22 protein-coding genes and 2 pseudogenes are annotated in these 21918 nt (G+C 73.2%); 15 read left to right on the top strand and 9 right to left on the bottom strand.

Features of this window, described 5'->3' with window-relative positions:
• Nucleotides 1–358 precede the first annotated feature (358 nt).
• The 3 genes from ACYVMZ_RS32770 to ACYVMZ_RS32760 all read right to left on the bottom strand — a co-directional run bounded on the left by ACYVMZ_RS32770 (nt 359) and on the right by ACYVMZ_RS32760 (nt 2141).
• Entirely contained in the window at nt 359–604 is a 246-nt protein-coding gene (locus ACYVMZ_RS32770; protein ID WP_461086196.1) for a DUF5133 domain-containing protein, read from the bottom strand.
• Between the two features lie 28 nt (nt 605–632).
• Nucleotides 633–1496, bottom strand: coding sequence for a SigB/SigF/SigG family RNA polymerase sigma factor (locus tag ACYVMZ_RS32765; RefSeq protein ID WP_461086194.1), 864 nt, complete (start codon nt 1494–1496; stop codon nt 633–635).
• Between the two features lie 198 nt (nt 1497–1694).
• Complete coding sequence (locus ACYVMZ_RS32760) at nt 1695–2141, bottom strand: ATP-binding protein (RefSeq protein ID WP_461086192.1); 447 nt, start codon at nt 2139–2141, stop codon at nt 1695–1697.
• A gap of 264 nt (nt 2142–2405) precedes the next feature.
• On the opposite strand from ACYVMZ_RS32760, the gene ACYVMZ_RS32755 reads away from it, so the two are divergent.
• From ACYVMZ_RS32755 to ACYVMZ_RS32745, 3 genes and pseudogenes are all read left to right on the top strand, one after another.
• Nucleotides 2406–2627: a hypothetical protein gene (locus ACYVMZ_RS32755; protein ID WP_461086190.1), complete on the top strand. Its 222-nt coding sequence runs from the start codon at nt 2406–2408 to the stop codon at nt 2625–2627.
• Between the two features lie 24 nt (nt 2628–2651).
• Nucleotides 2652–2930, top strand: a pseudogene (locus ACYVMZ_RS32750) (Orn/Lys/Arg family decarboxylase); the annotation flags it as partial.
• A 313-nt stretch (nt 2931–3243) separates the two neighbouring features.
• On the top strand, nt 3244–3699 hold the full coding sequence (locus tag ACYVMZ_RS32745) for a cyclic nucleotide-binding domain-containing protein (protein WP_461086188.1): 456 nt from the start codon (nt 3244–3246) through the stop codon (nt 3697–3699).
• Between the two features lie 169 nt (nt 3700–3868).
• Here the strand turns inward: ACYVMZ_RS32745 and ACYVMZ_RS32740 are convergent, their stop codons facing one another.
• Nucleotides 3869–4486, bottom strand: coding sequence for a LysE/ArgO family amino acid transporter (locus ACYVMZ_RS32740; RefSeq protein ID WP_461086186.1), 618 nt, complete (start codon nt 4484–4486; stop codon nt 3869–3871).
• Between the two features lie 65 nt (nt 4487–4551).
• Between ACYVMZ_RS32740 and ACYVMZ_RS32735 the strand changes: the two genes are divergently transcribed.
• Both ACYVMZ_RS32735 and ACYVMZ_RS32730 read left to right on the top strand, forming a co-directional pair.
• Entirely contained in the window at nt 4552–5454 is a 903-nt protein-coding gene (locus ACYVMZ_RS32735; protein WP_461086184.1) for a LysR family transcriptional regulator ArgP, read from the top strand.
• 124 nt (nt 5455–5578) lie between these two features.
• On the top strand, nt 5579–5830 hold the full coding sequence (locus ACYVMZ_RS32730) for a WhiB family transcriptional regulator (RefSeq protein WP_461086182.1): 252 nt from the start codon (nt 5579–5581) through the stop codon (nt 5828–5830).
• Between the two features lie 69 nt (nt 5831–5899).
• Here ACYVMZ_RS32730 and ACYVMZ_RS32725 read toward each other — a convergent pair whose 3' ends face one another.
• Entirely contained in the window at nt 5900–6349 is a 450-nt protein-coding gene (locus tag ACYVMZ_RS32725) for a DUF6098 family protein (RefSeq protein ID WP_461086180.1), read from the bottom strand.
• A 152-nt stretch (nt 6350–6501) separates the two neighbouring features.
• Between ACYVMZ_RS32725 and ACYVMZ_RS32720 the strand changes: the two genes are divergently transcribed.
• Nucleotides 6502–6852, top strand: a complete 351-nt coding sequence (locus ACYVMZ_RS32720) for a DUF488 domain-containing protein (RefSeq protein ID WP_461086178.1) — start codon at nt 6502–6504, stop codon at nt 6850–6852.
• A gap of 57 nt (nt 6853–6909) precedes the next feature.
• Here the strand turns inward: ACYVMZ_RS32720 and ACYVMZ_RS32715 are convergent, their stop codons facing one another.
• The gene (locus ACYVMZ_RS32715) at nt 6910–8583 is read right to left on the bottom strand and encodes an FAD-binding dehydrogenase (RefSeq protein WP_461086176.1); all 1674 of its coding nucleotides are present in this window, start codon (nt 8581–8583) and stop codon (nt 6910–6912) included.
• Nucleotides 8584–8600: 17 nt separating this feature from the next.
• Nucleotides 8601–9245 (bottom strand): TetR/AcrR family transcriptional regulator, encoded by a 645-nt coding sequence (locus ACYVMZ_RS32710; RefSeq protein ID WP_461086174.1) that lies wholly within the window; start codon nt 9243–9245, stop codon nt 8601–8603.
• 111 nt (nt 9246–9356) lie between these two features.
• Between ACYVMZ_RS32710 and ACYVMZ_RS32705 the strand changes: the two genes are divergently transcribed.
• The 3 genes from ACYVMZ_RS32705 (at nt 9357) to ACYVMZ_RS32695 (ending at nt 12165) form a co-directional block, all read left to right on the top strand.
• Nucleotides 9357–9989 carry an alpha-ketoglutarate-dependent dioxygenase AlkB family protein gene (locus ACYVMZ_RS32705; RefSeq protein ID WP_461086172.1) on the top strand — a complete coding sequence of 211 codons (633 nt, stop codon included), beginning with the start codon at nt 9357–9359 and terminating at the stop codon, nt 9987–9989.
• Nucleotides 9990–10105: 116 nt separating this feature from the next.
• Complete coding sequence (locus ACYVMZ_RS32700; RefSeq protein ID WP_461086170.1) at nt 10106–10852, top strand: MBL fold metallo-hydrolase; 747 nt, start codon at nt 10106–10108, stop codon at nt 10850–10852.
• A gap of 38 nt (nt 10853–10890) precedes the next feature.
• On the top strand, nt 10891–12165 hold the full coding sequence (locus ACYVMZ_RS32695) for a DUF4032 domain-containing protein (RefSeq protein ID WP_461086168.1): 1275 nt from the start codon (nt 10891–10893) through the stop codon (nt 12163–12165).
• 1 nt (nt 12166) lies between these two features.
• Here the strand turns inward: ACYVMZ_RS32695 and ACYVMZ_RS32690 are convergent, their stop codons facing one another.
• Nucleotides 12167–13039, bottom strand: a complete 873-nt coding sequence (locus ACYVMZ_RS32690) for a universal stress protein (RefSeq protein WP_461086166.1) — start codon at nt 13037–13039, stop codon at nt 12167–12169.
• Nucleotides 13040–13117: 78 nt separating this feature from the next.
• On the opposite strand from ACYVMZ_RS32690, the gene ACYVMZ_RS32685 reads away from it, so the two are divergent.
• The 5 genes from ACYVMZ_RS32685 to ACYVMZ_RS32665 all read left to right on the top strand — a co-directional run bounded on the left by ACYVMZ_RS32685 (nt 13118) and on the right by ACYVMZ_RS32665 (nt 20137).
• The gene (locus ACYVMZ_RS32685; protein WP_461086164.1) at nt 13118–13471 is read left to right on the top strand and encodes a VOC family protein; all 354 of its coding nucleotides are present in this window, start codon (nt 13118–13120) and stop codon (nt 13469–13471) included.
• 116 nt (nt 13472–13587) lie between these two features.
• Nucleotides 13588–15264, top strand: coding sequence for an NAD(P)/FAD-dependent oxidoreductase (locus tag ACYVMZ_RS32680; RefSeq protein ID WP_461086162.1), 1677 nt, complete (start codon nt 13588–13590; stop codon nt 15262–15264).
• 11 nt (nt 15265–15275) lie between these two features.
• Nucleotides 15276–16724, top strand: a complete 1449-nt coding sequence (locus ACYVMZ_RS32675) for an ATP-binding protein (RefSeq protein ID WP_461086239.1) — start codon at nt 15276–15278, stop codon at nt 16722–16724.
• The gene (locus ACYVMZ_RS32670; RefSeq protein WP_461086160.1) at nt 16721–17074 is read left to right on the top strand and encodes a UBP-type zinc finger domain-containing protein; all 354 of its coding nucleotides are present in this window, start codon (nt 16721–16723) and stop codon (nt 17072–17074) included. Before ACYVMZ_RS32675 ends, ACYVMZ_RS32670 begins: the two co-directional genes overlap by 4 nt.
• A gap of 72 nt (nt 17075–17146) precedes the next feature.
• Entirely contained in the window at nt 17147–20137 is a 2991-nt protein-coding gene (locus ACYVMZ_RS32665; protein ID WP_461086158.1) for a helix-turn-helix transcriptional regulator, read from the top strand.
• Between the two features lie 33 nt (nt 20138–20170).
• On the opposite strand, the pseudogene ACYVMZ_RS32660 reads toward ACYVMZ_RS32665, so the two are convergent.
• Nucleotides 20171–20314, bottom strand: a pseudogene (locus ACYVMZ_RS32660) (RNA polymerase subunit sigma-24); the annotation flags it as partial.
• 111 nt (nt 20315–20425) lie between these two features.
• Between ACYVMZ_RS32660 and ACYVMZ_RS32655 the strand changes: the two are divergent.
• On the top strand, nt 20426–21853 hold the full coding sequence (locus ACYVMZ_RS32655) for a CAP domain-containing protein (protein WP_461086156.1): 1428 nt from the start codon (nt 20426–20428) through the stop codon (nt 21851–21853).
• The last annotated feature ends 65 nt before the right edge of the window (nt 21854–21918 follow it).

Here is a 21918-nt window from a genome sequence, read left to right as displayed (position 1 = left end):
GCCTTCCCCGTCCGCTCCCCCGTACACGGCAGGTCAGGGTCCCCGTACACGGCAGGTCAGGGTCCCGGCTTCGGTGCGGCGGCGGCCCGCGCGGGTCGGTCGGTCGGCCGGCTGCGCGGTTCCGCGCGGGGAGACCAGCGTGGCCGCGGGGCCGGCGCTGGTGCCCTCGGCGCGTGTCTCACACTCCGTCTTGATCCACTCGGTCTTGCTCGTCAGGTACCGACACGCGCCGGGCCCCGGCCCGGCCCTCTCCGGCCGGGCCGGGGCCCGTTGTGCCGCGTCTTCCGCGTCCGTCCCACCCGCACGCAAGCCAGAAGCCGGTACGGGTACGCCCTGCGGCTGCGACGGCGCTCGTCAGTCACTCGGCCAACTGCGCGGTCTCTCGCACCCGCGCGGGCTCACCCGCGGGCGAGGCCGCGAGCCAGCGGCGCGCCGCTTCCAGAGCCTGTCTGACATCCCGCGTGCCGGTGGACACGCACAGGGTGTAGGCCAAGTCGCGGACCCTCGGGCCCGACTCGGCGGTGCCGAGCGCTGCCTCGGCGGCGGACAGGGCCTCGTACTCCTCGACGAGCCGACGCAGTACGGCGGGATGGGGCCTGAGCATGTCTCTTACTCCTCGTCCGGTGGGGTGGTCAGGCCGCTGCCGAGTTTCCGCCGGAGTCCCGGTGGGCCGCCCGCTGCCCCATCACCTCGTCGCGCACACGGGCGCAGCTGCGGCTGATCAGGCGGGAGACGTGCATCTGGGAGATGCCCAGCCGGTCGGCGATGCGGCTCTGTGTCATGTCCTCGAAGAAGCGCATGTAGAGGATGGCGCGCTCGCGTTCCGGCAGGCGGCGCAGGCCTTCCTTGGCGGACTCGCGGTCGACCACGACGTCGTAGGACGAGTCCGACGTGCCGAGGGTGTCCGCGAGGCTGTAGCCGTCGTCGTCGGCCGACAGTTCGGCGTCCAGCGACAGGGTGCTGAAGCTGTCCAGGGCCTCCAGCCCGGCGCTGACCTCTTCCTCGGTCAGGCCCGTGTGGGCGGCGATGTCGGCCACGGAGGGTTCCGGACTGCCCGGGTTCTGGGTCAGTTCGCGACGTGCCACGCGCACCTTGTTGCGCAGTTCCTGCACCCGGCGGGGCACCCTCAGGGCCCACATCCGGTCCCGGAAGTGCCGCTTGACCTCGCCGGTGATGGTCGGCACGGCGTAGCTCTCGAAGGCGCCCCGGCTCGGGTCGAACCGGTCGATCGCCTTCACCAGCCCCAGGGCCGCCACCTGCCGCAGGTCCTCAAGGGACTCGCCGCGGTCGCGGAAGCGACCGGCGATCCGGTGGGCCATGGGCAGCCACAGTGTGACGAGCTCGTCGCGGACGGCATCCCGCTCCGGCCCGTCCTCCAGCTCCGCCAGCCGGGTGAAGAGCTCGGCGGTGTCGGGGGCGTCGTCGTGCCGCCGCCTGGTGGCGGCGGTCTTCGGGTCGGGCGTGCCGGGACGGTTGGTGGGCGTATCGATCAGCATGCGGATTCGCTCCTGAACGGTCGTGTCAGGGACTTACCGCGGGAGGTCGCCGCACCCGGACCGTCTGGAGGGCCCGGAGCAGCCATACCGCTCCCGCAGGCGCGCCTCCGGTCCGAAGCACGAAACTGCGTCTGCCCCTCCACCGGTGGAACAAACTCCGCTTCGCCGGACCATCTGCTTGACGGCGGTTCCGCACGGTCACGGCAGGGGCACGACGGCGGTGATGCACTTGCCGCCCGTGGGCAGGTCCGACACGCGGACGTCGCGCGACAGCCGGCAGACGATCGGCCAGCCGTGGCCGCCGTGCCGCCACCGTCCGTGGCGGTCGGTGCGCGGCACAGCCACCGGCAGTCGGTCGCTGCGGTCGCTCACCGAGACGCGGACGCCGGGGCCGACGACGTCGACCCGGAAGTCGGTGACGCCGCCGCCGTGCAGCATGGCGTTGGTCGTCAGCTCCGAGGCGACGAGCAGGGCGTCGGACAGCGCGTCGGCGTCGCACGGTGTGCGGGTGGCGCGGCAGCGTTCCCGTACCGCGCGTTCCACGGCCCGGCGTGCCTCGGCGGGTTTGCACGGTCGCTGCGGCTGCCCGGGCCGGTCGGCGCCGGGCGGCTCGAAAACGGATTCGGTCATGTGCTCCTCGCACATTCTTGAGCTCCCTGGTCGGTCTTCAGCTCCCTGGTCGGTGAAGACAGAAGCCGGATCCGGACCGCACCCGCGGTGGGCCCGCTCGGGCACACCTGTGTCCGCGGACGCGGTGATGTTTTCCTCAGCCCGGCCGCGGCGGTCGGAGCGCGCCTGGCGCGAGCGCCGCGGGTCTTACTGTTCGGCTGACCCTTCCCGGGGGTGACAAACCTCCGGCCTGCGCGGAATGCGTGCGATTACGCCGCGTTGCCGGGGTACGCGGAAGGCATGACCGATGTGGTGGACTCGGACGAACTGCTGCGGCGCATCCAGCGCGCGAGGGCCTGCGCGGTCCAGGAGGAGCGGACGTGGCGCAGGCGGACCGACGAACTGGGCCGGGCCGACCCGGACGGGGCACGCGACGCCGCGGTACGGACGATGGCCTACGAGGCCGTGCTCACGGTGCTGGACGAGATCCTGACGCCGGGCAGGCGCTCCGGACCGGGGTAGCCCCGGAGCGGGTGCTCCTGAGCGCAGGCCGTGCTGCCCCGGGACGCGTTCTTCGGCCCGGCCGAGGACGTGCCGGTGGCAAAGGCCGCCGGGCGGGTCGCGGCGGAGATGATCACCCCGTACCCGCCCGGCATCCCGGCCGTCCTGCCGGGCGAGCGCCTCACCGAGCCCGTGCTGCTGTACCTGCGCACCGGGCCGGCCGCGGGCATGCACCTCCCCGGCCCACACGATCCGGATCTGCACACGATCCGGGTCGCCGCCCGGGACACCGACGACATCGACGACACCGGGGACACCGAGTGAGCCGGAGTGAAACAGGTCACTTACCCCGGTTTCCGTTGCCCGAAGCCCCTCTGGATGGTTTACCGTTCATCCATACGTGGTCACGGAGTCGACCCCGCGTCCTCCGTACCACCGCTTACGGCCCTGGCTGGTTTCCCCCGTCCAGCCAGGGCTTCTTCATGTCTCCGCCGCGATGCGCGCGCCATGCCGGGGCGACGCAGCCCGTGAGAGCGCCGGGTCGTGCCGTACGCCGAGGTGCCCGGGGCGGTCACAGCGGCTGAAATGGGCATAGGGAAAGCACCGGAACCCGATGCCCGGCGAGGAGCCCCGCCTCATGACCAAAGCGATCAAACTCCTGACCGCGCTCCCTCCGCCCCAGCGGCAACGCCTCATGGCGCTCGCCCGGGAGGTGTCCTTCCCGGAGGACACCCGGATCTTCGAGGCGGGAGGCACGGCCGACCGCTTCTGGGTCATCCGCTCCGGCGCCGTCTCCCTCGACCAGCGGGTGAACTCCCTGCAGCGGGTGACGGTCGCGAGCCTCGGCGCGGGCGACCTGCTCGGCTGGTCGTGGCTGTTCCCGCCGCACCAGTGGGACTTCGGCGCCGAGGCCTTCAGCCCCGTACGGGCCTACGAGTTCGACGCGGCACCGGTGCTCGGGCTGTGCGAGGAGGACCCACGGCTCGGGTTCGTGCTGGTGCGCACCGTCGCCGAGATCCTCGCGCACCGGCTGGAGATGACCCGCGGCAAGCTCATGGAGCAGTACACGCTGCACCGGCGCGGCGCTCTGTAGCTTCTTGAGGAGCTTCTTGAGGCACTCCGCAGCTTGGGCACGGCGACGGCGGTGAGCTGGCTGCCGAAGGCCGTCACGACGGTCGATCCCACAATCTGTCGCCGCCCTGGAGTCTTCCGCCTGCCGCAGCGGCCCCGGCCGGCCCCGGCCTGCCCCGGATCCGGCTGTCTCAGGTTCCGGCGATGAGCGTGACACCGAGGACGATCATGGTGGCGGCGACCAGGCCGTCCAGGATCCGCCAGGCGGTGGGCCTGGCGAGGAATCGGCTGAGGAGCCGGGCGCCGAAGCCGAGCGCCGTGAACCAGCACAGGCTGGCCAGGACGGCGCCGAGGCCGAAGGTCCAGCGCAGCGGTCCCTGGTCGGCCGCGATGGAGCCGAGCAGTAACACGGTGTCGAGATAGACGTGCGGGTTGAGCCACGTCATCGCCAGGCAGGTGAGCACGGCCCGCCGACGGGAGCCCGCGGCCTCGCCGTCGGCCGTGAGGCCGTCGCCGCCCGGCCGGAACACGCGCCGGGCGGCCAGGGCGCCGTAGCAGAGCAGGAACGCGCCGCCGATCCAGCCGACCGCCGTGAGCGCGCCCGGCCACGCCACGACCACCGCGCCGACCCCGCCGACGCCCAGGGCGATGAGAGCGGCGTCGGACAGGGCGCAGATGCCGACGACGGCGAGGACGGCGTCGCGGCGGATCCCCTGGCGCAGCACGAAGGCGTTCTGGGCGCCGATGGCGACGATGAGGGACAGGCCGGTGCCGAATCCGGTGGCAGCGGCGGTCAGGGTGCTGGTCATGCCTCGACGCTACGGAGACGATCACTGGGCGTACAGCTAAACATTCTTACCTATCATTAGCTGCCATGATGACGGACCTCCCGCTGGACCAGGTACGGACGCTCCTCGCGGTGGTGGACGAGGGCACGTTCGACGCGGCCGCGGCCGCCCTGCATGTGACGCCGTCGGCGGTCAGCCAGCGGGTGAAGGCGCTGGAGCAGCGCACGGGCCGGGTGCTGCTGCTGCGGACCAAGCCGGTGCGGCCGACCGAGTCCGGCGAGGTGCTCGTCCGGCTCGCCCGACAGGTGACGCGGCTGGAGCGCGACGCGTTCGCGGAGCTGGGGCTGAGCGGCGCCGGGGAGCCCACGCGGGTGTCGGTGGCGGTGAACGCGGACTCGCTGGCGACCTGGTTCCTCGGGGCGCTCCAGCGGGTGCCGGAGGATCTGCGGCTCTGCTTCGAGCTGCGCCGCGAGGACGAGGACCACACGGCCGCGCTGCTGCGGGAGGGGCTGGTGATGGCCGCGGTGACCTCGTCGCCGGATCCGGTGCCGGGCTGCTCCGTACGGGCCCTGGGGCGCATGCGGTACCTCCCCGTGGCGAACCCGGACTTCGCCGCCCGGCACCTTCGCGACGGGCCGCTGCGGGAGGTGCTCGCCGAGGCGCCGGTGGTGGTCTTCGACCGGCGGGACGACTTCCAGGACGGCTTCGTCCGCCGGCTCACGCGCGGGCGCGGCGAGGCGAGTGCGAGACGCCACTACGTGCCCACGTCGGAGGGCTTCGTCGAGGCCGTCGCCGCGGGCATGGGCTGGGGCATGGTGCCCGAGGCGCAGGCCGAGCCCCTCCTGCGCACCGGCCGACTCGCCGAACTGGCCCCGGACCGGGCGGTCGACGTCCCGCTGTACTGGCAGCAGTGGAAGCTCGACTCCCCCGCCCTGGCGGCGGTGGCCGAGACGGTGACGGCGACGGCGGCGGAGGCGCTGCGCGGCTAGCCGGGGTGGGTCGCCAAGGCGCCGGATCCCTGGGGGCCGCTGTTTTGGCCCGCATCGACAGGTCACCCGCAAAGAAGCAAGGCGTCCGAAAAGAACGTATCCACTGCGATCACAGGTGACTTCGATGGACAACTGGCGCAACCACGCTGCCTGCCGGCACGAGGACCCCGACCTCTTCTTCCCGATCGGCACCACCGGTCCCGCCCTGCTGCAGACGCAGCAGGCCAAGGCGGTGTGCCGACGCTGCCCGGTGCGGGAGGAGTGCCTGCAGTGGGCCCTGGACACAGGCCAGTCCATCGGGGTGTGGGGCGGCACGAGCGAGACGGAACGGCGTGCGCTCAAGCGCCGTGCGGCTTCCCGCCGGGGCACGGGTTAGCCGGCCCACGGGCCGGGGCGTACCTCGCGGTCCCGCGCGCGGCCGGGCCTCGCGCGGTCCCGCGAGGCCTCAGCGGCCGCTGCGCCGCAGGGGCCCCCACGGGTGCTCCTGGCGGGCCACCTCGGTCTGCGCCTCCTCGATCACCTGGCCGTCGATCCAGCACAGCGGCCGGGCGTCGTTGACCAGCGGCTCGTTGTCCGGGCCGCGGGCCGTCTCCTTGCCCGCGAGCACCCAGGGCCGTACGCCGGGCCCCTTCTCGTGCGGCAGATGGGCGTAGTCGTGCAGGCGGCGCGCCACCCACAGCCGTACGGGGCGGCCCTCCCACCACTCCTCGACGTCGAGCGGGTTGGCGGACAGGCCGGGCATGGGTACGCCCGTGAGGTCGTCGCTGCTCGACGGGTCGGGCAGATCGGTCTGCGGGCCGCGCGACCAGCGGACGTAAAGGCCTCGGTGCCGCTCGACCAGGTCGGTGAGTTCGGCGAGTGTACGTACGACCGGCAGGTCGTCCGATGTGCTCATGTCGTGACCTCCCTCGACGCCGTCAGGCGGACGGAGTACCCACACGCGCCGAACGGAATCCGCAGGTCACGGCCGGGCGTGCCCTGCCCGGCCCCGCCCGCCCTCCGGCAGTACGCTCGCGGCACCCCCTCCACCGCGGGAAGGCCCGATCGATGAGCGTGCGTGTGCGCCGTGTCCAGGAACCGCCCGAGCCGGACGACGGCGTACGGGTGCTGGTCGACCGGCTGTGGCCGCGCGGCCTGTCGAAGGACGCCGCCCGGGTGGACGAGTGGCCCAAGGCCCTCACCCCGTCGACCGAGCTGCGCCGCTGGTACCACGCGGGCGAGGGCACGTACGAGGAGTTCCGCGAGCGGTACGAGGCGGAGCTCGCCGCTCCGGAGGCGGCCGAGCCTCTGGAGCGGGTGCGCGAGCTGGCCCGCAAGGGGCCCGTGACACTGCTGACCGCCGTCAGGTCACCGGAGCGGAGCCACGCCGCGGTGCTGGCCCGCCTCCTCGAGGGCTGAGGATCTCTCCCGCGGCATCGCCTGCGAAGCGCGCGGAGGCGGGCCGTCCGCCGTGTCTCAGGCGGTCTGCCGCGCCGCCGCCCGGCCCGCCGCCCGGCCGGAGAACAGGCAGCCGCCGAGGAAGGTGCCCTCGAGCGCGTTGTAACCGTGCACGCCGCCACCGCCGAAACCGGCGACCTCGCCCGCCGCGTACAGCCCCTCGACCGGCTTCCCGTCGGTGCCGAGGGCGCGGGAGTCGAGGTCGGTCTGGATGCCGCCGAGCGTCTTGCGGGTGAGGATGTGCAGTTTGACGCCGATCAGGGGGCCTGCCGCCGGGTCGAGGATGCGATGCGGGGTGGCGACCCGGCCGAGGCGGTCACCGATGTAGCGGCGGGCGTTGCGGATGCCCTGCACCTGGGCGTCCTTGGCGTAGGGGTGGGCGAGCTGCAGGTCGCGGGCCTCGATCTGGCGCCGGATTCCGGCGGCGTCGAGGAGCGGCTCGTCGGTCAGCTGGTTCATCTTCTCGACGAGCTGTTCGACCGTGGGGGCGGTCACGAAGTCCGCGCCCTTGCGCAGGAACGCGTCGACCGGGCCGGGCGCGCCCTTGCCGAGGATGCGTTCGCGCAGGAACCCGGCGCGGTCCTTGGCGGTGATGTCCGGGTTCTGCTCGGAGCCCGACAGGGCGAACTCCTTCTCGATGATCTTCTGGGTGAGGATGAACCACGAGTGGTCGTAGCCCGCGATGTCCTCGGTGGTGCGCAGGTACTTGAGGGTGCTGAGGGTGTCGTAGCCGGGCAGGCACGGCCCGGGCAGGCGGCGGCCGAGGGCGTCGAACCACAGCGAGGACGGCCCGGGCAGGATGCGGATGCCGTGGCCGGGCCAGATCGGGTCCCAGTTCCGCAGGCCCTCGGTGTAGTGCCACATGCGGTCCCGGTTGACCAGCCGTACGCCGGCCTCGGCGCTGATGTCGAGCATCCGCCCGTCGACGTACGCGGGGACGCCGGTCACCATCTCCTTCGGCGGGGTGCCGAGCCGGTCGGGCCAGTAGCGGCGGACGAGGTCGTGGTCGGCGCCGATGCCGCCGGTGGTGACGATCACGGCCTGGGCGGTGAGCTCGAAGTCGCCGACCGGGTCGCGGTTGGAGGCGACGCCGCGCGGTGAGGTGTCCTCGGCCAGGACGGTGCCGCGGACACCCCGGACGGCGCCGTTCTCCATGACCAGTTCGTCGACCCGGTGGCGGTGGTGAAAGGTGAGCAGCCCGTCGCGCGAGGCCTGCTTGGCGTAGCGGGTGAACGGCTCGACGACCCCCGTGCCGGTGCCCCAGGCGATGTGGAAGCGGGGTACGGAGTTGCCGTGCCCGTGCGCGGTGAGGTCGCCGCGCTCGGCCCAGCCGACGGTCGGCAGGAACGTGATGCCGTGTCCGTCCAACCAGGACCGCTTCTCCCCCGCCGCGAACTCGACGTACGCCCGCGCCCAGCGCACCGCCCAGGAGTCCTCGTCCTGAAGCCGGTCGAACTGCGCGCTCCCCCGCCAGTCGCTCCAGGCCAGGTCGAAGGAGTCCTTGATGCCCAGGCGCCGCTGTTCCGGGGAGCCGACGAGGAAGAGCCCGCCGAAGGACCAGAAGGCCTGGCCGCCGAGGTTGGCGGCGTTCTCCTGGTCGACGAGGGCCACCCTGCGGCCCCGGCTGGTCAGTTCGTGCGCCGCGACCAGGCCCGCGAGGCCCGCTCCGACGACGATGACGTCGGCATCCATGGCGACCGTCCCCTTCTTCAGTTCTTCAGCTGTGGCGTGTGTCCGGTGCCGCTGCCGTCGGTCAGCAGCGCGGTGAGCAGTTGCTTGAGCCAGGCGCGGGCGCGGACGACGTCCCGGTCCAGCAGCAGTTGGGTGGTGACGCCGTCGTACGCCGCGACCACGGCGTGGGCCGCGCCGTCGGCGTCGCCCAGTACGGCGGGCAGTTCGGTGTGGCCGCGCGCCCGGGCGAGCCGGTCCGCGATGGCCTGCCGCAGCCGCGCGCGGTGTTCCAGGAGGGTCCGGGCCACCTCGGGGTCGCGGGCGGCGTGCACCAGGAAGTCCGTCTTCACCAGCAGCCAGTCCCGGTCGAGCAGCAGCACCTCGGTGACCCGGTCCACGGCGGCGGGCACGTCCAGCTCCGGCCCGTCGACGGCCAGGGCCCCGGACACCTGTTCCGCGATGAGGTCGGCCCGTTCGCGGTAGAGGGCGAAGAACAGCTCGTCGAGGCTGCCGAAGTTGGAGTAGAAGGCGCCCCTGCTGTAGCCGGCGGCCTCGCAGACCTGCTCGATCGAGACGTGCCCGAAGCCCTTGGCCGCGAACACGGAGAACGCCGCCTGGAGGAGGTTCGCGCGCGTGCGGACCCGGCGCCTGGTCACGCGCCCGGTCGTCCCTTCCGCCACCATGTCCGCCTCCGTTCGATACAGCAACGTATCCGATACAGCCGTGTATCGAAAGCCCTGACGACAGGACCGCGTGATCGAACAGGCTCTCGAATAGCGAGCTACGCTGGACGCATGGCCACGCACCACCTCCAGAGCTCGCTCTTCGACCAGGCCGACGAGGTGCGGCTCGGCCCACTCGACGGGCTGCGCCGTACCGAGCTCGGATCCGGTGCCTGGATCGACGTACTGCCCGGGTGGCTCAGCGGCTCGGACCTGCTCTTCGAGCAGCTGGCCGCCGAGGTTCCGTGGCGGGCCGAGCGGCGCACGATGTACGACCACGTCGTCGAGGTGCCCCGGCTGCTCGCGTTCTACGGCGCGGACGACCCGCTGCCGCACCCGGTGCTGGCCGAGGCACGCGACGCGCTGACCGCCCACTACGCCGACGAGCTGGGCGAACCGTTCACCACGGCCGGGCTGTGCTACTACCGCGACGGCCGGGACAGCGTCGCCTGGCACGGCGACCGCATCGGGCGGGGCGCGCGCGAGGACACGATGGTCGCCATCCTCTCCGTGGGCGCGCCCCGCGACCTGCTGCTGCGGCCGGCGCACGGCGGCGGCGACACGGTGCGACGCCCGCTGGGCCATGGCGACCTCATCGTGATGGGCGGGTCCTGCCAGCGCACCTGGGAGCACTCCATCCCCAAGAGCACGCGTGCCACGGGGCCGCGCATCAGCATCCAGTTCCGCCCGCACGGCGTGGGCTGAGGCCGCCGAACCACCGCGCCACGCACCGCCGTCGCGCCCGACCCGCCGCTCCCGTCCCGGGCGCTGTCTGCTTTGCTGGGGCCCGTCGGGCAGGGACCTCACCACGCGGGACGATCATGCGGGCAGATGTGCACCACGTCGCGGACGGCACCTATCTGGTGCACGGTTCCCACACCAACTGGGTGATCCTCACGGAGGGGGACGCCGTCACGCTGATCGACACCGGGTATCCCGGCGACCGCGATCAGGTCCTCGCCTCGCTGGCGGCGGTGGGGAGTGCTCCAGAGGCGGTCGCGGCCGTGCTGATCACCCACGCCCACAACGACCATCTGGGCTCAGCGGAGTACCTGAGCGCCACGTACGGCACCCCCGTCTATCTCCACGACGCCGAAGTGCCGCACGCCCGGCGGGAGTTCCTGCACCAGGTGTCCGTCGGGACCGTGCTGAGGAACGGCTGGCGCCCCGGGGTGCTGCCGTGGGCCCTGCACGCGATCCGCTCCGGCGGCACGGCCCACGTCCCGGTCACCGCGCCCCGGCCCTTCCCCACCGAGGGCAGGCTCGACCTGCCCGGCCGGCCCCTGCCGGTGCACACCCCCGGCCACACCGACGGCCACTGCGCCTACCACCTGCCGGAGGCGGGCGTGCTGGTCTCGGGCGACGCCCTGGTGAGCGGGCACCCCACCTCCCGGGCCGAGGGCCCGCAACTGCTGCCCGACATGTTCCACCACGAACGCCCCCGCGCCGTGGCCTCCCTCGACGTGCTCGCCGGTCTGGAGGGTGACGTGCTGCTGCCCGGGCACGGGCCCGTCCACCGGGGTTCGGTACGGGACGCGGCCCTCCAGGCCCGGGAGCGTGCCCTCTAAGGTGGTGCCGATCACCGGCGAGGCAAGGACACCCGACCATGGCACTGCAGATCAGCGCGACGAACCCGGAACATCCCGCGCTCCTGTTGGAGCTGCCGTGGCACCTTCCCCTGGAGGAATGGCCCGAGGAGTACCTGGTGCCGCTGCCGCGCGGCATCTCCCGGCACGTGGTGCGCTACGCCCGCGCCGGGGACGAGGTGATCGCCGTCAAGGAGCTCGCCGAGCGGCCCGCGCTGCGCGAGTACGAGCTGCTGCGCGACCTGGACCGGCTCGGCATCCCGGCGGTGGACCCGCTGGCCGTCGTCACCGGCCGCGCCGACGCCGACGGCGGCCCGCTGGAGAGCGTCCTGATCACCCGCCATCTGGGCGGCTCGATGCCGTACCGGTCGATGTTCGAGACCACCATGCGCCCCGCGACCATGCACCGGCTGATGGACGCGCTCGCCGTGCTCCTGGTGCGGCTGCACCTGGCCGGGTTCGCCTGGGGCGACTGCTCGCTGTCCAACACCCTCTTCCGGCGCGACGCGGGCGCGTACGCCGCATACCTCGTGGACGCCGAGACCGGCGATCTGCACCCGCAACTGAGCGACGGGCAGCGCGAGTACGACCTCGACCTGGCCCGCGTCAACATCAGCGGCGAGCTCCTCGACCTGGAGGCCTCCGGAGCGCTGCACCCCTCCGTCGATCCCATCGAGTTCGGCACGGAGATCTGCGCCCGCTACCGCAGGCTGTGGGAGGAGCTGACCCGCACCTCCGTCTACCCGGCGGGCAAGTACCACTACATCGAACGCCGGATCCGCCGCCTGAACGAACTCGGCTTCGACGTCGCCGAGATGCAGATCGAGCACGCCTCCAACGGCGACACGGTCACCTTCGTCCCCAAGGTCGTCGACGCGGGCCACCACCAGCGTCAGCTGCTGCGCCTGACGGGCCTGGACACCGAGGAGAACCAGGCCCGCCGGCTGCTGAACGACCTGGAGAGCTGGATGGCCACCCAGGACGACTACGCCCCCGGTGATCCCCTCGGTGCCCGGCCGGAGGTCCTCGCCCACCGCTGGGTACGCGAGGTGTTCCGGCCGACCGTACGGGCCGTGCCGCCCGAGCTGCGCGGCGACATGGACCCGGCCGAGCTGTACCACCAGCTGCTGGAGCACCGCTGGTACCTGTCCGAGCGGGCCCAGCACGACATCGGCCTGGACACGGCGGTGGAGGACTACATCAGGAACATCCTCCCCAAGGCGCGCGAGACGCTGGAGCCGACGGCCGGGACGCTCAAGTCGGCGGCAGAGCCGCTGGAGACGGCGTCCGAGTGACTCACGTGTGCGGGACCACGGCCACCGGGCAGTCCGCGTGGTGCAGCATCCCGTGCGCCACCGAACCGATGCGGGCGCCGACGGCCGTACGGTGCGCCCGCCGGCCGACCACCATCAACTGGGCCGTCCCGGCCACCGACAACAGCACCTGACCCGCGCTGCCCATCTCCACGTGCTCCACCACCGGCACGTCGGGAAAGCGCTCCCGCCACGGCTGGAGCGCCGCGGCCAGCGCCTTCTTCTCGTACGGCTCCAGGCCGCCCGCCTCGTCGAGGAGCTTGAGCGAGCCGGGGCTGTAGGCGAACACCGGCGGCAGCGTCCAGGCCCGTACCACGCGGACGGTGGCGCCGCGTGCCGCCGCCGTCTCGAAGGCGAAGCCCAGCGCGGCGGCACTGTCCTCCGGCTCGCCCTGCTGGCCGACGACGATCTCGTGCCCGGCGACCTCGTTCGACGGCCGGTCGCCGGCCCGGACGAGCACGACGGGCCGGGCGGCGCCGACGATCACCCGCTGGCCGACGGAACCGAGCAGGAAGCCCATGACCCGGCCGTGGCCGCGCGAGCCGAGCACCAGCAGCTCGGCGCCGGCCGCCGCGGCGGTCAGGGTCTCGACGGTGTCGCCCTCCAGGACGTCGGTGGTCACCTCCAGGTCAGGGTGCCGTTCGGTGACACCGCGGGCGGCCTCGGTCACCGCGTCGCGCGCCCACTGCGCCTGGGCGTCCCGGTCCCCTGCCCCGGCCGCCTCGTGCGGCTGGAACCGCCAGGCGTGCACCACCCGCAGCGCCACCCCGCGGCGGACGGCCTCCCGCGCGGCCCAGGCCAGCGCGGCGAGACTCTCCTCCGATCCGTCGAACCCTGCCGTGATCGGGCGTGTCATCCGAACTGCCTCCCTGTGTCGCGGTCACTGTGTACGGCCCACCAGTCCTGCGGGCCCAGTCTTCACTACCCTGTCCGCATGGCCTTGCAGTGGGAGCAGGTAAACGTGGACGCGGCCGACCCGGTCGCGCTGGGGCGCTGGTGGACCGAGGCGCTCGGGTGGGTGGTGGTCAACGACGCGGCCGACGAGTACGAGATCCGGCCCGCGAAGGACCGTCTGCCGGGGCTGCTGTTCGTCCCGGTGCCGGAGGGCAAGGTGGTCAAGAACCGGCTGCACCTCGACTTCCGGCCCGACGACCAGGACGCGGAGGTTTCCCGCCTGCTCGCGCTCGGGGCCCGCCGTGTCGACGTCGGCCAGGGCGAGCAGCCGTGGGTGGTCCTCGCCGACCCGGAGGGCAACGAGTTCTGCGTCCTGAGCTCGCGCCGCTCCTGACTTCCGTACCTGAGCGAAGGCGGACGATCGAACCTACGATGGGCGAAGGTCGGCGCGGTGGCTGCGGTGGAACGGAGAGCCGTGCCGCCAACCCGACCGCGCGACGTGGGGGACGTATGGCACAGGCCGCCGACGCAGCACGCACCGTCATCCTGACCGTGGACGACGACCCGGGAGTCTCCCGCGCCGTGGCCCGGGACCTGAGACGGCGCTACGGAGCGTCGTACCGGATCGTCCGGGCGGAGTCGGGTGAGTCCGCGCTTCAGGCGCTGCGGGAGCTGAAGCTGCGTGGCGACCTGGTGGCCGTGATCCTGGCCGACTACCGGATGCCGCAGATGAACGGCATCGAGTTCCTCGAACAGGCGCTGGACGTGTACCCGGGCGCGCGGCGGGTCCTGCTGACCGCGTACGCGGACACGCACGCGGCGATCGACGCGATCAACGTCGTCGACCTCGACCACTACCTCCTCAAGCCGTGGGACCCGCCGGAGGAGAAGCTCTATCCGGTCCTGGACGACCTGCTGCAGGCCTGGCGGTGCAGCGACCACCGGCCGGTGCCCAGCACGAAGGTCGTCGGGCACCGCTGGTCGGCGCGCTCCTCGGACGTACGGGAGTTCCTGGCGCGCAACCAGGTGCCGTACCGCTGGTACTCCTCCGACGAGCCCGAGGGGCGGCGGCTGCTGGCCGCGGCCGGTGCGGACGGCATGCGGCTGCCGGTGGTGATCACACCGGACGGGACGCCGCTGGTGGAGCCGGAGGCGGTCGACCTCGCCGCCCGGGTGGGGCTGGCGACGACACCGACGGCGGACTTCTACGACCTGGTGGTCATCGGCGGCGGCCCGGCCGGGCTCGGCGCGGCCGTCTACGGGGCCTCCGAGGGGCTGCGGACCGTGCTGGTGGAGCGATCGGCGACCGGCGGGCAGGCGGGCCAGAGCTCCCGCATCGAGAACTACCTCGGCTTCCCCGACGGCGTGTCGGGAGCGCAGCTCACCGACCGGGCGCGGCGGCAGGCGGCCAAGTTCGGCGCCGAGATCCTCACCGCACGCGAGGTGACGGGCCTGGAGATAAACGGCTCCGCCCGGATCGTACGGTTCTCGGACGGCTCGGCGGTCGCCGCGCACAGCGTGATCCTGGCGACCGGCGTGTCCTACCGGCAGTTGGAGGCGCCCGGGTGCGAGGAGCTGACCGGCTGCGGGGTGTTCTACGGGTCGGCGCTGACGGAGGCGCCCTCCTGCCACGGCCGGGACGTGTACATCGTCGGCGGCGCCAACTCGGCCGGGCAGGCGGCCATGTACCTGGCGCGGGGCGCCAAGTCGGTGACGCTGCTGGTGCGGGGCCCGGACCTGTCGGCGTCGATGTCGCACTACCTGATCCAGCAGATCGAGGAAGCGCCCAACATCATCGTGCGCCCGCACACGGTGGTGGACGCCGCGCACGGCGACGGCCACCTGGAACAGCTGACGCTGCGGGACGTCGAGACCGGGTCGAGTGAACGCGTCGACGCGCAGTGGCTGTTCGTGTTCATCGGCGCGGCCCCGCTGACCGACTGGCTGGACGGCACGGTACTGCGGGACGAGCGGGGTTTCATCCTCGCCGGACCCGACCTGACCCCCGACGGGCGGCCGCCGGCGGACTGGGAGCTGGACCGGCCGCCGTACCACCTGGAGACCAACGTCCCCGGCGTGTTCGTGGCCGGCGACGCCCGCGCCGAGTCCGCCAAACGCGTCGCGTCCGCCGTCGGAGAGGGAGCCATGGCCGTCATGCTCGTCCACCGCTATCTGGAGCAGTCGTGAGCGGGCGGCTCATGCCGTGCAGCCCGCAGGAGATCGGCTCCCTGTTCCTGTTCGAGAAGCTCACCCCCGAACAGCTCGGACGGCTGTGCGCCGAGGGGCGCGTGGAGAAGTTCGAGCCCGGGCCGGTGTACGCCGAGGGTGACCCCGCCACCTGCTTCTACGTGATGATCGAGGGCACGGTCGTGCTCTCCCGCCGGGTCGGCGGGGACGACGTCGAGGTGACCCGGACCTCCCAGCGCGGGGTGTACGCGGGCGCCATGCAGGCCTACCTCGGGGACCGGGTGCGGCAGGTCTACAACAACTCGATGCGGGTGACCGAGCCGACGCGGTTCTTCGTCCTGCCGGCCGACACCTTCGCGAGCGTCATGCAGGAGTGGTTCCCGATGGCGGTCCACCTCCTGGAGGGCCTGTTCTTCGGCTCCAAGAACACCCAGCGGATGATCGGGCAGCGCGAACGGCTGCTGGCGCTCGGCTCGTTGTCGGCCGGCCTGACGCACGAGCTCAACAACCCCGCCGCGGCGGCCGTACGGGCCACGGCGACCCTGCGGGAGCGGGTGGCGAAGATGCGGCACAAGCTCCGCGTCATCTCCGCGGGGACGTACTCGCGCGAGACGCTGGCCAACCTGATCGACATTCAGGAGCGCACCGCCGAACGCGTCGCCAAGGCGCCCGCGTTGAGCCCGCTGGAGGCCGCCGACCAGGAGGACGCCCTCACCGACTGGCTCGACGACCACGGCATCGAGGAGGGCTGGCGGATCGCGCCCACCTTCGTGCAGGCCGGGCTCGACACCGACTGGCTCGACCAGGTCGCCGCGTCCGTGGACGAGGACCTTTTGCCCGGTGCGATCGGCTGGCTCAACTACACCGTCGAGACCGAGCTGCTGATGGACGAGATCGAGGATTCCACGAGCCGCATCTCGCACCTGGTCGACGCCGCCAAGCAGTACTCGCAGCTCGACCGCGCCCCCTACCGGGTCGTCGACGTGCACGAACTCCTCGACAGCACGCTGCTGATGCTGTCCGGCAAGATCGGGAAGCGGATCAAGGTCGTCAAGGACTACGACCGTACGCTCCCGAAGATCCCGGCGTACCCGGCGGAGCTCAACCAGGTGTGGACCAACCTGATCGACAACGCGGTCTCCGCGATCAACAGTGCAGGCGGGGACGGGACGTTGACCGTGCGGACGGGACGGGAGCACGACCGGCTGCTGGTGGAGTTCCGTGACACGGGCGTCGGGATTCCGCAGGAGATCCGCGGGCGGATCTTCGATCCCTTCTTCACCACCAAGCCGGTGGGCGAGGGGACGGGGCTGGGGCTCGACATCTCGTGGCGGATCGTGGTGGACAAGCATCACGGCGGGCTTCAGGTGGAGTCCGAACCGGGCGATACGCGTTTCCAGGTGCTGCTGCCGTTCACCGCGGCGGAGCCCGACGCCGAGATCAGCGAGGAGCCGGTATGACCGAGGGCAGCGGAATCGACCCCAGTGTGCCGCCGAGCGGCACGGGATGCGTCGAATGTGATGCCGACGGTGGGTGGTGGTTCCATCTGCGGCGGTGTGCGCGGTGTGGGCACGTCGGGTGCTGTGACAGTTCGCCCGCGAAGCATGCGACGGCTCATTTCCGGGCCACCGGGCACACTTTGGTGCAGAGCTTCGAGCCCGGTGAGAGCTGGTTCTGGGACTACGAGACCAACGAGTTGTACGAGTCCGGGCCCGAGCTGGCACCGCCTGCCAGCCACCCCGCGGACCAGCCGGCTCCCGGGCCGGCGGGGCGGGTGCCGGCGGACTGGGCAAGGGCCCTGCGGTCGTGAGCGCCTGGGGGCTCGGGCCGTTCACGCAGTTCCCCGCGCCCCTGATGGTCCGCCGCGTGACAGGATGGATGCGTGTCGCAGACCTCATTCGCCACTCCGCTCGTCGGCCGGGACGTCGAACTCGCCCGGCTCTCCGGTGTGCTGGAGGGTGCCCGTGGGGGTGAGGCCCGGGCCGTGCTGATCGCCGGGGACGCCGGGGTCGGCAAGACACGGGTGCTGGACGAGGTCGGTGGGCGGGCCGTCGAGGCCGGGATGACCGTGGTCACCGGGCACTGCGTCGACCTGGGTGACGTCGGCCTGCCCTATCTGCCCTTCACCGAAGTGCTGGGGCGGCTCGCGGGCGATGAGCGGTTCGCGGCCGCGCTCGCCGCCCATCCCGTGGTCGAGCGGCTGCTGGGCGGCTGGACCGACGCCGTACGGGACGATGCCGGCACCCCCACGCGTTCGGACGGCGGTGGAGGGCGGCTGCGGCTCTTCGAGGGCATGGCCGGGCTGCTGGCCGACATGGCGGACATCGCTCCGCTGCTGCTCGTCCTGGAGGACCTGCACTGGGCCGACCAGTCCTCCCGCGACCTGCTGCGCTTCCTGCTCGGCCGCGGCATTCTCCAGCGGTCCGCCGGGGGCGCCCCGGGCCACCGGCTGGCGGTGTTCGCGTCGTACCGCTCGGACGACCTGCACCGCCGTCACCCGCTGCGCCCGCTGCTGGCCGAACTGGTGCGGCTGCCCGCCGTCGAGCGGCTGGAGCTGCGGCCGCTGCCCGATGTCGAGGTGGCCCGGCTGGTGCGGGCCCTGGAGCCGGGCCCGCTGCCCGACGTCACGGTCCGCCGGATCGTCGAGCGCGCCGAGGGCAACGCCTTCTACGCGCAGGAGCTGCTCGCGGCCACCGACGCGGAGGCGGGCGGGGTGCCCAGCGGCCTGGCCGACGTCCTCCTGATCCGTTTCGAGCAGCTGTCCGAGACCGCGCAGCAGGTGCTGCGCACCGCAGCCGTCGCCGGGCGCCGTGTCGAGCACGACCTGCTGCGGGACGCGGTCGGGCTGCCCGAGGAGGAACTGGAGTCGGCGCTGCGCGAGGCCATAGGGCGGCAACTCCTCGTCGCCGGGGACGACGACACGTACTCCTTCCGGCACGCCCTGGCCCGCGAGGCGGTCTACGCCGATCTGCTCCCCGGCGAACGGGCCCGGCTGCACGGGGCGTTCGCGCGGCTGCTCGCCGGGCGCGGCCACGGCGCCGAGAGCGCGGCCGAGCGCGCCCACCACTACCGCGAGAGCCATGACCTGGCCGAGGCGCTGGCCGCCTCCCTGGAGGCCGCCGACCACGCCCAGCGGGTCGGTGCCCCCGCCGAGGAGCTGCGGCATCTGGAAGCGGCCCTCGACCTGTGGCCGGCGGTCGATCCCGCCGCGCGCCCCTCGGGCGGGGGCGTCGACCGTGTCCCGCTCACGCTGCGAGCCTCGGCGGCGGCCGCGCACGCCGGGGAACTGCACCGCGCGGTGGCCCTCACCCGGTCCGCGCTCGCCGACCTCGGCCAGGACGCCGACTCCGAACTCGCCGCCCGGGTCCGCTACACCCTGGCCGGGAACCTGCTGAACGTCGACGGCCTGACGGCGGCCTTCACCCACAGCAGCGAGGCGCTGGCCATGATCCCCGACGACCCCCCGTCGCCCACCTGGGTGTGGGCCGCCGCGACGCACGTCATGGCCGCGCGCCAGGTCGGCGAGACCGGCACCGCGCTGCGGGTCGCCCGCCGGGCCCTGCGCGCCGCCGAGCAGCTGGGCATGACCGACGCCCAGGCCGACCTGCTGGTGTCCCTGGCCGCCTCCGACGACGGCGGCCGCCGCACGCCGCAGGGCCGTGACCGGCTGCTGCGGGCCCGGGAGCTGGCGCGGGCCTCGGGCAACGCGCCGGTGGAGCTGCGCGCGCTGTTCAACCTCGCCATGGGCAGCTACGAGTCCGGTGCCCTTCAGGAGTGTCTGCCCTGGCTGGCCGAGGGCCTGGACCGGGCGCGCCGGGCCGGGTTGCTGTCCTCGCCGTATCCGCGGGAGATGCGGTACCTGCAGTTGCTGGTGCTGTACACGCTGGGCCGCTGGGACGAGTGCGTCCGAGCGGCCGCGGCCGATACCGAGGTGCTGCCCGCCGCGAGCGGCTACACGGCCGGTCCCGCCCTGTACGTGGCACTGGCACGCGGGGACTTCGGGGCCGCCGACCGGGCCCGTGCCCTGCTGGAGGGGCCGTTCGACTGGATGGCCACGCTGGTGGCGGGCATCGTACTGACCGACGCCGCCGCGCTGCGCGGTGATCCTCAGGAGGCCGTGAGGTGGCTGCGGTCCACGGCCACGGCGCTCACCGACGGCGTGGGCACCCGCCCCGACGTCACGGTCCGGCTCGCCGCCCTCGCGCTGTCCGCGGTCGCCGACGCGGCGGCCGGGCAGCGGCTGACCGGTGGCGTGCCCGGGGCCCGCCGCTGGGCAAAGACCGCGACCGAGCTGATGGAGCTGGCGCGGGCCACGGCCGTCCGCAGCGAGGACGGCACGCCGCAGGGCCCGGAGGGGCAGGCGTGGCTGGCCCGCGCCGAGGCGGAGTGGACGCGGGCGGTGTCCGGGCCGGACGCGGAGGCCTGGGCGAAGGCCGTGGACGCGTTCGGCTTCGGTGACGTGTACGAGCGGGCGCGCTGCCGTCTGCGGTACGCCGAGGCCCTGCTCGCGGCCGAGCGCCGCAAGGAGGCGGCCGCCGAGGCCCGTGCGGCCCGGGAGACCGCCGACCGGCTCGGCGCCACGCTCCTGCGGGAGCGGGTGGACGCCCTGGTCCGCCGCGGCCGCCTGTCGGACACACCGCCCGCCGGGGGCCGGGCCACGGTGCTCACCGCCCGTGAGCAGGACGTGCTGCGGCTGCTCGCGCTCGGCCGCAGCAACCGGCAGATCGGCGAGGAACTGTTCATCAGCGGCAAGACGGCGAGCGTCCACGTCTCCAACATCCTCGCCAAGCTGGGCGCGGCGAGCCGCACCGAGGCGGTGGCCATCGCCTACCGGGAGGGGCTGATCAGCCCGGAGCCGTCGGCGTCCGGCTGAGCCGAGCCCGTCCGGCGCCGTGCGTGAGGAGACTCAGCGGCGCAAGTCCGTCTCCCGCCCAAGACGCGACAGCTTCTGCGGATTGCGCACGGCGTAGAGCCCGGTGATGAGGCCGTCGTCGATGCGCATCGCCATGACGGTGTCGATCTCGCCGCCCGGCCGGACGATCAGCGCCGGGTCGCATCGCCCGGGACCGACCGCGCCGCCGGGCGGGGAACCCTCGCGCCGTGGTGACCGTTGTCCGGACATCACCCCATCGGTCCGGTACGACGACAGCAGGGCGGCACGATGAGCGAGTTGGTCCCCGGGGGCAATCTGCCCCTCCCGGGCGGCGTCGTGGCCGTCCGGGTGCCCGGCCCCTTCGACGTGTCCGCCCTGGTCACGGACGAGGGCGGCAAGGTACGGGACGACGGCGACTTCGTGTTCTACAACCAGCCGGACGCCCCGGGTGCCCAGCTGCGGGGCGACACGCTGACCGTCGACCCACCGCGGCTGCGCGCCGGCGCCACCCGGGTCACGGTCGCCGTCAGCCCCGCCGAGCCCGGAACTCCCTTGAGCAGCCTGCCCTCCCCCACGCTCCACGTCACCGACGCGGGCGGCCGCCCGCTCGCCCGGTTCACCCCGCCGCGCCCTCGCCAGGAGACCGTCCTGCTGCTCGCGGAGCTGTACCGGCGCGGCGACCGCTGGAAGATACGTGCCCTGGGGCAGGGGTACGCCGAGGGACTGGCGGGCCTCGTCCGGGACTTCGGCGTGGACGTCGTGGACGACGCACCCGCGCCCTCGGCACCACCGGCCGTGCCCGGTCCGAGGCTCCGGGCAGCTGCCGCGGCCGGGTCACGCACGCTCCCTCCCCCGGCCCCGGTCAACCCGCCGCGCAGCCCGGCCGGTTCGGCGCCCGCCGCTTCCCTGACGGCGGCCGCTGCGTCCCCTGTCCCCTCCCCCGATCCCGACGGCTTCCTCGACCTGGTCAACTCGGCCCGCCGGGCCGCCGGTTCACCACCGGTCTCCCTCGACGCCCGCCTGGTCTGCGCCGCCCGGGACCACGCCGCCGCCATGGCCGCGGCCGGCCGCCTCGGTGTCGAGAGCCACGACGGCGTCTCCGTCTACCAGCGCGTCATCGCCGCCGGATACCCGTATCTCACGGTGGGCGAGCACCTGGTCTCCGGCCCGCGCACACCGGCCGAGTTCGTCGCGTACTGCCTGCGCGCCGAAGCCCCCAGGCGCACGCTGCACGACCCGCGTTTCACCCACGCCGGCCTGTCGTACGCAAACGGCCCCTCCGGGGACACGTACTGGACCGCGCTGTGGGGCAGGCCGCTCACCCCGGACGGCCTGGCCCGCACGGCGGCCGACGTGATCGACCTGACCAACCGGGAGCGCGCCAGGGCGGGTCTGCGCCCGCTGGCCGCCGACCCGCACCTCACCAGGGCCGCGCAGGCGCACAGCGCGGACATGGTGGCCCGCGACTTCTACTCCCACACCTGCCCCGACGGCAGCCGCCCCTGGGACCGGGCGGCCGCGGCGGGCTCCACCCGGCGCGCGATCGGCGAGAACATAGCCTGCGGTCAGCGCTCCCCCGCCGAAGTGGTGGAGGGCTGGATGAACAGCCCCGGGCACCGTGCCAACATCCTCACACCCGGCTTCACCCACATCGGGATCGGCTTCGCCGGCGGCGGCCGGGCGGGCACGTACTGGACGCAGCTGTTCGGCGGCTGACGGCGCACCCGTACCAAGTCACCCGTCCGTGAACTAGGCGGAAGGAGACCGTCCGGGCGAGGATG

The organism is Streptomyces deserti (assembly GCF_054782695.1).
The sequence above is the reverse complement of the archived record's forward strand: the minus strand, read 5'-3'. Positions and strand labels throughout refer to the sequence as shown.